General features: G+C 59.4%; 2 protein-coding genes. Both read right to left on the reverse strand.

Features of this window, described 5'->3' with window-relative positions; translation table 11 throughout:
- Positions 1–465, reverse strand: a 465-nt coding sequence (locus JF66_RS18855; RefSeq protein ID WP_035880415.1) for a hypothetical protein, incomplete at its 3' end; no start/stop codon positions are given.
- A gap of 8 nt (positions 466–473) precedes the next feature.
- A partial coding sequence (locus JF66_RS23825) for a hypothetical protein (protein ID WP_051973761.1) occupies positions 474–874 on the reverse strand: 401 nt, incomplete at its 5' end.

The raw sequence follows: 874 nt of genomic DNA on the forward strand, positions 1-874 counted from the left end.
GCTCTCATCGCTCGTGGGGAAGGACAACCTCGGCCCGAAGAAGTTGAGGGTGAAGCCATAGAATTCCCCGTACGGCAAACTCGGAGCCGGTGGGCGAGTGCTCCTCGGTCCAAAAATGAGCAGGTCTTTGTCGACCGGCACGTCAAAAGTGGCGAGGTAGTCGTCCGGAAGTCGCAAGCGACAGGACTCATCCACGGCGCGCAAGACGTCCAATACTGCTTCCCGACCACCGCCAGACGCAAAGACACCTTTCGGGCCCCGGACGACCTCGCGAGCCGCACCGACGACGATTGCCGCGCTGAAAGTAGCCTCTTCGAGGTTCAGCACAGCCCGAATGAATACCGCGCCGTACAGCACGCCGGTGACTGTCTTCGACCCAGGACTGTACGTCGGCACGTCGAGCCGCTGACCAAAGTAGGCCACAAACTCGTCATAGAGCTCATCGAACGTCAACTGACTTGCCATCTCCTCGCCTAGTCTCCCGATCGTATCGTGGGTGCTGTCGCTGTCATCGAATCCGGATCATAGCGATAGCCGCGGCCCTGCATATACTCGAATTCCTTGTGCAGCGACTTCGTGTCGCCAATCGGATCATGGGAAAAATGGAACGTCTTGCCCTGCGCGATCGCATCGTCCAGAAACGGAGCGTTGTAGGAGGCGAACATGTCGGCCATGTCCAGATCCTGAGCCTTCATGATAGGGCCCCACTGATCCCCGAGGCTGAAGTACTCGTACCCGCCCTCCTCGGCCTTGGACACGTAGTTTGTCGGTGCGCCGTCATCCCACTTACCCAGCATGACCTCTGCGGCATCCGCATTGTGCACGCTGGCCGCGAGCGTTTCCTGGTACGCGACATAGTCGATGGTCTTCGCTG

Source organism: Cryobacterium sp. MLB-32 (assembly GCF_000738085.1).
Classification (GTDB): domain Bacteria; phylum Actinomycetota; class Actinomycetes; order Actinomycetales; family Microbacteriaceae; genus Cryobacterium.